Below are 8,460 nucleotides of genomic sequence, written 5' to 3' on the forward strand. Positions count from 1 at the left end.
GGGGGCCTTGCCCCGGGCCCCCCGCCCCTGCGTCCCAACCCTGGCGGACCCCCGCCCGTGTGCTGGCCTCGGGGTCCCGGCCCTGGGACCCGAGCCCCGCAATTTAGCCTTGGCGGTCCCGGCCCTGAGACCCGCGCCCCGCAACCTGGCCTTGGCGGTCCTGGCTTTGGGACTCGAGCCCCGCGTCCCAGTCCTCGCTACAGGATTTCTCGCAAGGTCTGAGCCGCCTTTTCCGGCACGATGTCGTTGATGAAGGCGCCCATCGCCGATTCCGAGCCGGCCAGGAACTTCAGCTTGTCGGCCGCCCGCCGGATGCTGAACAACTGCAGGTGCAGGTAGCCCAAGTCGCGGCCCTCGCCGGTGACCGCCTGATGCCAGGCGGCGATGTACGGCATCGGCTTGTCGAACAGTGCGTCGAAACGCTGGAGAATGTCCAGGTACAGCGGCCCGAACGCGTCGCGCTCAGCGTCGTCAAGAGCGGGAATATCCGGCACCTGACGGTGTGGCGCGATCTGGACCTCGAACGGCCACCGCGATGCCGCCGGTACGTACGCCGTCCAATGCTCGTTCGACGCCACCACGCGGATCTCAGCCTTGCGCTCGGCGGCGAGGATGTCCCCGTACAGGTTGTTGCCGCCGGTGCGTTCGGCATGGCGACGGGCTGCTTGGAGCATGGACTTCGTGCGGGGCGTGACCATCGGGTACGCGTAGATCTGGCCGTGCGGGTGGTTGAGCGTCACGCCGATTTCCACGCCGCGGTTCTCAAACGGGAACACCTGCGCGACGCCCGGCATGTCCGACATTTCCTTGGTGCGGTCGGCCCAGACGTCCATGACCGTGCGGACCCGGGCCGGGGAGAGGGCACCGAAGTAGCTGTTGTGATCGCTGGTGAAGCAGACCACCTCGCAGCGGCCCACCCCTGGACGTACCGGAACAAGGTCTGTCAAAGAGGTGATCTCGTTTTCTTTGACGCGATCGCTGAACGACGGGAATTGGTTTTCAAAGGTGACCACGTCGTAGTCCGGCGCCGGGATCTCGCTGGCAAAGTCCGGGGTGGACGGGCAAAGCGGGCATTTGTCCGAGGGTGGCAGGAACGTGCGGGTCTGGCGGTGGGCCGCGACCGCTACCCATTCGTCCACCAGCGGGTCGTAGCGCAGCTGCGAGGTCGGTGGCGGGGGCGGCAGCTCGCGGGTGTCCGGCCACTTGTCCCGGTCCGGCGTGGTGCTTTCGTCAAAGTAGATGAGCTCTCGCCCGTCCGACAGCCGGATCGCCGTGCGCTTCTCGATCACTGGGCGCTCACCACCATGAGTTCGTTCACCTGTTCCGCGAGGATTGTGCGTGCGGTTTCGTCGAGCTGGTCGTCCGTGATGACCGCATCGGCGCGGTCCAGCGGGACGATCGAGGAGATGCCGACCGTGCCCCATTTGGTGTGGTCGGCGAGCACGACGAGGCGCTCGGCCGCTTCCACGAGAGCCCGGTTGACGTCGGCTTCCATGAGGTTGGGCGTGGTGTAGCCCGCGCGTTCGCTCATGCCGTGGACGCCGAGAAAAAGCATGTCGAGGTGCAGCGTGCCGATTGCGGCCACGGCGACCGGACCAACAAGAGCATCAGAGGGGGTACGAGTCCCGCCCGTCAAGACGACTGTCTGATCCGGGCGCCCGGCGCGGTAGAACACGTCGGCGACCGGGATCGAGTTGGTGACCACGGTGAGCGACGGCACGTCGACGAGCCGCTGGGCGAGACCCGCGGTCGTGGTGCCGGCCGACAGCGCGATGGCATCGCCGGGGGAGACCATCGCCGCGGCCCGCATCGCCATGGCAGCCTTCTCGGCGCGCTGGCGCACCGACTTGGCCGCGAAGCCGGGCTCGTGGGCCGACCCGGGGCTGACCGTGGTGGCGCCGCCATGAACTTTGGCCAGCAAGCCGCGTTCGGCGAGAGTTTCGAGGTCACGGCGTATCGTCATGTCGGACACGCCGTACTCGTTGGCGAGCTCGCTGACCCGGACGCCGCCGGCCGCCCGTACCCGATCCAGGATGGCAGCTTGTCGCTGCTGCGCGAGCATCAGCCACGCACCAAACAGTCAGCAAGCGGCATCCGCACTATTTCGAACACGCCCGAACACTACCCGGTGATCGGGTGTGCGCAAAAGAGTGTGTTAGATACCTCGTCCGCGTTTGTGCAGGGCGGACAGGACGTTTTCCACCTTTACTGCCCCAGTCATCGCCGCCAAAGCGATAGCGGTGCGAGGTTCTTTCCAGTTGGCGCGAACCGCTTCTTTGCTGTACTGCCATGCCTGCGACCGGTTTCCGCTCGCTGCGGACCAGCAGGCCAGCTGCCCGTACACCCGCGCCGCGCCGGGCCGGCAGCCGCTGATCTCGGGGTGTCGTTGCATCATCCAGCGCAGCGACGAGATCTTCGTGGCGTACTCGTACGCGTAGTGCGAAGTACGACCCCACAGCACCCGCACCATAGGCTCATCCAGGTGCACGATCGGGGCGCGCCGGGCCGCCCGCAGCAGCAGGTCCCAGTCCTCGTTCTGGCTACCCGGTGCATCCTCGGCGACCAGGCCGATGCGGTCCTCGTCCAGCGCTTGCCGGCGTACCAGAAAAGACGATGAATGCAGCATCGCCATCCGGGAGCGGGCCAGCTCGTCGACTGTCACCCGGCTGCGACCGGCGAGCCGGGGCGTCGTTTTGCCCTCGAACTCGACCTCGATCGCACATGTGGCGAACTCGGAGTCCGGCTCGGCCAGCAACCCGGCCACCTGCCTGCGCAGTTTGTCCGGTGCCCACACATCGTCGTCGTCGCAAAACGCCACATAGTCGGTGTCGAGCGACAGGATGCCGGTGTTGCGGCCACCCGCCAGGCCCGGAGTGCGCCAGTTCGTCAGCACCAATACGGGGGTGCCCTCGGTGGAGGCGAGCAGGTAATCGGGCTCGGCCTGGTCGTACACGACGACAACCTTGATCTCGCCTGGGTAGCGCTGCTCCCGGACCGCTGCGATTGCTTTGCGGACAAGCTGGGGGCGGTTGCGGGTGGGGATCACGACGCCCACCGATGGCCAGTTCATCGAGCCTCCACAGAGATGGGATATCCGTACGCCCGCAGCATGGGTGCGCACACGGCACCGACGAGCCGCCGCTGGTTGCCGGGCAGCGAGTGCACCCAGGCGTCGTCGCGGCGCAGCGGCAACCGCCCGACCGTGAAGCGCATCGGGTTGCCGGCCGCGCTGTGCCCGACCCCGAGGTCTGCGTAGCCGTCGCCGAGGAAGGCCAGGTCGGCGTCGGTGACCGGGACGTCGGCGAACTCGGCCAAGCCGTGCAGTGCGGAGCGGGGATCGGCGAGGAACTGCTCGTACCGGATCCGGCGAACAGCGACACCACGCCGGGCAAGAAGGCCAAAAGCGGCATTGTGGGCGTTCCACAGCATGGCCGAACGGCCGGGGGAGTAGCGCGTCATCTCGTCGCTGCCGTCGGTCTCGGGCCGCGTGACGGTCTTGGTCCACGAGTACGCGACCCCGCGCGCGTCCCGCACGACGTGCACGACGCGCAAGTCGATGTCCTCGGCCCAGCGCAGCACGTGGGCCAGCGCGCTGTGCTTCGAGGAGTCGACGACGACGGCGGCGCCGGAGATCTCGGCTGCGGCGGCGTAGACCCGGGCGTAGAAGCTCGCGTACTCGCGTACCTGCGGATCTGGCTCGCTCGCGTTGGCCAGTCGCGGGATGAACCGGGTGCGTTCCACGGCATCGCGCAGGGCGTGGATCCGGTCGACGTCCACGTTCGCCCAGCCGCCGAACGCCTGCTCGCCGACCCGGCGCCAGAACGCACAGGCGGCAAATCGGGCACCGCAGCCGCACCGCTCGTTGTCGCGGATGTCGCGCTGCCAGAGGTGCACGATCTCGCCGAGCGCGCACACCGAGGGCAGCTCACCGAGCAGACGCTCGACAAGCGTCGTACCGCTTCGCCCTAATCCGCCCAGATAAAGTACCCGTGCCACTTTGGCCCACCTTCGTTCGTTTCGCTCCTATAACGAGCGAGTAAGGCTGAAGGAGGCGTAGTGCTCATCGAGGCTTTCGACCGGGTGCGGCTCGACGGCACGGGCTTCGACCCGATCACCGAAGTCGAGGTGGTCGCGGTGGTCCGCGAGGCCATCGCGGCAGGCCGCGGCGGGCGGATCGTCACCCCGAACATTGACATCCTGCGGCAGGCCCAGCGCGACCCGGCGGTACGCGCCTATCTCGACGACGCCGAACTGATCGTGGCCGACGGAATGCCCCTCGTCTGGGCGAGCCGGCTCGGTGGCAATCCGCTGCCCGAACGGGTGGCCGGCAGTAGCCTGATCAGATCCTTATCGTCGGGTCTGGGTAGAGATGGAAGGTCTATTTTCGTCATCGGCGGCACGCCTGGAGCACAAGACCAAGTGGACGGCGCAACCCGAGCGGCGCAGCGACTGGCCGCCGAAAACCCGGGACTGCGAATTGCTGGAACGCTATGCCCGGCTTACGGCTTCGAAAAAGACGATTCCGCGTACGAGAAATTGTGCGCAACCGTCGCCGAGGCTGAGCCGGACCTGGTCTTCGTGGGTCTTGGTTTCCCGAAGCAGGAGTCGGTTGTGGATCGGCTGCGGGCGGCGCTGCCCAGGGCCTGGTTCATGGGGTGCGGGGCGGCGGTCAACTTTGTGGCCGGGGATGTGGAACGGGCGCCGCGCTGGATGCAGCGCAGTGGGCTCGAATGGGCGCACCGGCTGGGCACCGAACCGCGGCGGCTGGCTGGGCGGTATCTCAAGCATGATGCGCCTTATGCCCTCAAGCTGCTGGTGCAGGCGCGCCGCAGCGTGTGATGAGGTGCGGCCTGTTGCGGGCCCGCAGCTCGAAACGCGTGATGGCCCGGGAGGAGTCCCGGGCCATCACGGTTCGTGCGAGCAATCGTCGATGTGGAGCTTCGCCCTGGTCGGGCTTCGCCCCTGTCCGGCTTTGCCGATGTGGGGTGTTGTCAGTCGGGGTTGAAGTACGGGTCTTGGGTCAGCTTGGTGAACGCGCGAAATGCCGGGCGATCGCCGGCCAGTTGGAACTGCTGCTTCGGCCCGTTGCCCTCGGGGTTGGACTCGAAGTAGACGACCGCCTTGATTTGCGGGTTCGCCTTGAACGTGCGCTCGGCGTCGCGGAGCCAGGCGGCCCGGCCGTCCGAGCCCCACGCCTTGGCCACCCCGAACTCGCCGATGATGATCGGTTTCGGACGCTGGGCCGCCCATTGCAGGTACGGGCCCATCAGCTGGCCGATGGGTTGGAACTGGTTCCCGGCGTACACGTCGACGCAGGTCCAGTCGACCTGATCGTCACCGGGGTAGAACGCGGGGGCGTCGCCGCGCACGAAGCCCTCGGCGGTCGGACACCACACCCAGGAGACGTTGGTGGTGTTCTCCTCGGCGAAGACCTGCCGTATATGCTTATAGGCGGCGATATAGTCCTCGCCCGACCACATGGTGGCCCGCAGATTGGGCCGGTCCATCTCCCACCGGATGCGCAGCAGCACCGGCTTCTTCAATGTGCGGATGGCGTGGGCCTGCTCACGGATCAGCTCATCGTGTTCGCCGGCGGTGATCGAGCGGTTGTCGCCAGTCGCCCAGCTCACCATGAGCGTGGCGCCCTGGTTGACGAACTCCTTGTCGGAGTCGGTGCCGACGAGCTGATCAAAGCGCCGGTACGTGTTGACGATGTCCAGCGGCCGCCCGAGCTCATTTTCGAGCCCGTCCACAGCATCGACACGGCCCGTGTGCGTGAGCTCGTCCGGTTTGATCCAAGCACCCAGATAGGCCCCGGTCGACGGCGGCTTGAACGGGCCGGCCTCGAACGGTCCGGAGTTGACCGCGACGGCCGCCGGCGCACGGGTCAAATCGGGCGAAGGTGTCGGTTCGGGCTCGGCCCGCCGGTGCGAGGAGCATCCGGCGAGCACAAGCACCAGCAAAACCGGCACCACAGCAATCCGACGCAAGACCGCCGCCGGCCCATCAGCTACGGAAGCGCGCCGCAAGACCCGCGACGGCTCGGAGGCAGCATGACGCAAGACCCGCGACGGCTCGGAGGCAGCGCGGCGCGGGGCCGACGCGGGTCGGAAGGCAGCTCGGCGCATAGGCGTTACTTCTTCCGGCGCGCGGTGTACAGCACGTTGACCGCGAAGCCGTCCGTGCCCGGCAGTGCCCGGGCCGCCGCGTCCGCCGCGCGCGCGAGTGGATTCTTGCTCAGCGACTCGGTGATCATCGAGAAGCCGGTACGTTCGATGACCTCGAAGCCGTGGCGGTCGAACAGCTGCACAATCTCCTCGTGCGACAGTTCGGCGAACCAGCGCTGTCCCGAGTGCCGCCGGGCGCGCAGGTGCCGTACCGATCCCGCGTTTCCGTGGTTCTCGACGACCAGCAGGCCGGCCTCCGGGGTCGGCAGTGCCTTGGCGGCGAACGCGATTGCCCGGTCGCGGACGGTCTCGTCCACGTTGAGCAGCAGCCGGAACATCGTGACGATCGCCGGGTGGCCGGCCGGGACGGGGTTGGGCACCGGGCCGTCCGCCGGGATCTGATGCCACTGAGCCCGCGAGCCGACCTCTTCCGCCTTGGCCATCATCTCGGCCGACGTGTCGTAGCCGTGCGCCGCGCGCACCAAACCATGCAAAGTCCGAATTGCCCGGCCAGTGCCGCAGGCGAAATCGTGCTGCACCGGCTGCTTCAAGCCGAACTCGCGCTGGACCAGTTTGCGGAGGTAGGCCTGCTGCCGCTCGTTGATCTGCGACGCGTACGTGTCCGGCGCGTACGTGATGTGCTCGTACTTCGCGACGGCGTCCGCGTCCTGGAACACCTTGGTGTAATCGGTGGTCAACCGGTCCTCCTTGACTTGTTTGTCGACGTCTTGCCGGTCGCTGCGAGCCGACCGGAAGAGGCTGCCGTCTGGGACGACGCGGATTTGCGCCGAAATGAGAACGCGTTGAGCGCCAGCGGGCCCCGCAGTGCCCAGGCGGCAGCGACAAATGCGGGTACGGCGAGCACGGTTGCCGTGGTCAGGCCGATCGCGCCGGTGCCGGCCACCGCGGTCACGATTCGCGGGAGTACGCCGAAGCACACAACCGACAGCGCACCGGCAACCAGCGTGCCGCGCCCGAACGGGTGCAGCCGGGCCGCGCGGCCGACTTGGATCAGTGGCAGCAGGTTGTTGGCCACCATTGCGCAGGCCAACCCGATCGCGGCGCCGAGCGCGCCGTACCGGGGGATGAGCAGCACGTCGAGGCCGATGGTGACGCCGAGGGCGACCAGGACGTTGATCAGGTTCCACGAGGTACGCCCGGCCATCGCGAGCACCATGTCGACCATGCCGCAGCCGGTGGCCACGAGCATGGCGCACGCGAGCACCACGACAACCGTGACCCCGGCGGTGTACTGCTCACCGAACAGGCGCAGGTAGACCGGCGCGTACAGGATCACCATCAGGTTGATCGGCCAGGTCACCAGCACCAGCCAGCCGGTGGCGGTCTGGTAGAGGTGGCTCGCGGTGCTGCGATCCCCGGTGGCCAGCGCCTCGGCCAGGCGCGGCTGCACCGACTGCGAGATGCCCTGGTTTGCGAACTGGATGAGCACGACAAATCGCCCAGCCACCGCATAGACCGCAGCCGGGGCAAGCCCGCCGAGTGCCGCGACAAGCAGGACGTCGACTCGTTGCAGGGCGAGCTGAGCGACGCTGGCCAGCGCGCGAGGGCCGGTGAAACGCCAGAACTCCCGGCGCACGTCGAGTCGTTCGCTGCGCCGGGTGCGGTGGCTGTCCGGTTTTCCTGCGAAGTAGATCCTCCGCAACGCAAACGCGGCGAGCACAGCGACGGGCAAATAGGGCACGGCCCAGGCGAACGCCATGGCCGGCAGTGAGGCCGCGGTCCACATGGTCGCGATCCCGACGCCACCAACGCACAGTAGTTGCAGCACGCTGCGCAGGATCCGGTCAAGGGTGACGGTCGGCCGCATCGCCTTGTAGCCGCGGGTCGCCGTGAGCAGCGCGTCGGTCAGCGCCTGCAAAGGCAGGAACAGAGCGAGCATGCGCAGGCCCGCGGTGTGCGCGGCAAGAACGTCCGGCGAGTCGGCCGCGGTGAGATGGGCGATGGCCGGTGCCTGCCAGAACATGGTCGCGCTGAGAACCAGAGCAAGGACCAGCACGGGTACGAGCCCAGCGCGCAAACACGCCCCGAGCAGGTGATCCCGCCCCGTGGCCCGCAACCGGGCGGGCCAATAGACCAAACCGGTCTGCGTACCCAGTTTGGCCAGCCCCCCGCCGAGGACAAAGGCAGCCGTCGCGGCGAAGAACGCCCCGGCCTCCGCGGCGCCCAGCACCCGCGCAACGACCCAGGTAACGATGACCCCGGTCCCGCCCGCCAGCGCCGACCCGGCCATGTTCGCCAGCCCACCCCGCGCAACGCCGCGAGTCCCCTGGCC

General features: G+C 67.9%; 8 protein-coding genes. 1 reads left to right on the top strand and 7 read right to left on the bottom strand.

Going from position 1 to position 8,460, the window contains the following annotated elements; genetic code table 11:
- Positions 1-197 precede the first annotated feature (197 nt).
- The 4 genes from galT to TFC3_RS04825 form a co-directional block, all read right to left on the bottom strand.
- Positions 198-1,289 carry a galactose-1-phosphate uridylyltransferase gene (gene galT, locus TFC3_RS04810; RefSeq protein WP_067496130.1) on the bottom strand — a complete coding sequence of 364 codons (1,092 nt, stop codon included), beginning with the start codon at positions 1,287-1,289 and terminating at the stop codon, positions 198-200.
- Positions 1,286-2,062 (bottom strand): DeoR/GlpR family DNA-binding transcription regulator, encoded by a 777-nt coding sequence (locus TFC3_RS04815; RefSeq protein WP_067496133.1) that lies wholly within the window; start codon positions 2,060-2,062, stop codon positions 1,286-1,288. Before TFC3_RS04815 ends, galT begins: the two co-directional genes overlap by 4 nt.
- Positions 2,063-2,155: 93 nt before the next feature.
- Positions 2,156-3,070, bottom strand: a complete 915-nt coding sequence (locus tag TFC3_RS04820) for a glycosyltransferase family 2 protein (protein WP_067496137.1) — start codon at positions 3,068-3,070, stop codon at positions 2,156-2,158.
- Entirely contained in the window at positions 3,067-3,996 is a 930-nt protein-coding gene (locus tag TFC3_RS04825) for a sulfotransferase (protein ID WP_067496140.1), read from the bottom strand. The genes TFC3_RS04820 and TFC3_RS04825 overlap by 4 nt, the downstream gene beginning before the upstream one ends.
- A 60-nt stretch (positions 3,997-4,056) precedes the next feature.
- On the opposite strand from TFC3_RS04825, the gene TFC3_RS04830 reads away from it, so the two are divergent.
- Positions 4,057-4,839, top strand: coding sequence for a WecB/TagA/CpsF family glycosyltransferase (locus TFC3_RS04830; RefSeq protein WP_067496143.1), 783 nt, complete (start codon positions 4,057-4,059; stop codon positions 4,837-4,839).
- A 152-nt stretch (positions 4,840-4,991) separates the two neighbouring features.
- Here the strand turns inward: TFC3_RS04830 and TFC3_RS04835 are convergent, their stop codons facing one another.
- The 3 genes from TFC3_RS04835 to TFC3_RS04845 form a co-directional block, all read right to left on the bottom strand.
- The gene (locus tag TFC3_RS04835) at positions 4,992-5,972 is read right to left on the bottom strand and encodes a glycosyl hydrolase (protein ID WP_236717984.1); all 981 of its coding nucleotides are present in this window, start codon (positions 5,970-5,972) and stop codon (positions 4,992-4,994) included.
- 161 nt (positions 5,973-6,133) lie between these two features.
- On the bottom strand, positions 6,134-6,865 hold the full coding sequence (locus tag TFC3_RS04840) for a methyltransferase domain-containing protein (RefSeq protein WP_067496148.1): 732 nt from the start codon (positions 6,863-6,865) through the stop codon (positions 6,134-6,136).
- Positions 6,862-8,460 (bottom strand): lipopolysaccharide biosynthesis protein (locus tag TFC3_RS04845; protein WP_236717985.1); only part of this gene is annotated, 1,599 nt, incomplete at its 5' end. The genes TFC3_RS04840 and TFC3_RS04845, both read right to left, overlap by 4 nt.

This window comes from Actinoplanes sp. TFC3 (assembly GCF_001553785.1).
Taxonomy (GTDB): Bacteria; Actinomycetota; Actinomycetes; order Mycobacteriales; family Micromonosporaceae; genus Actinoplanes.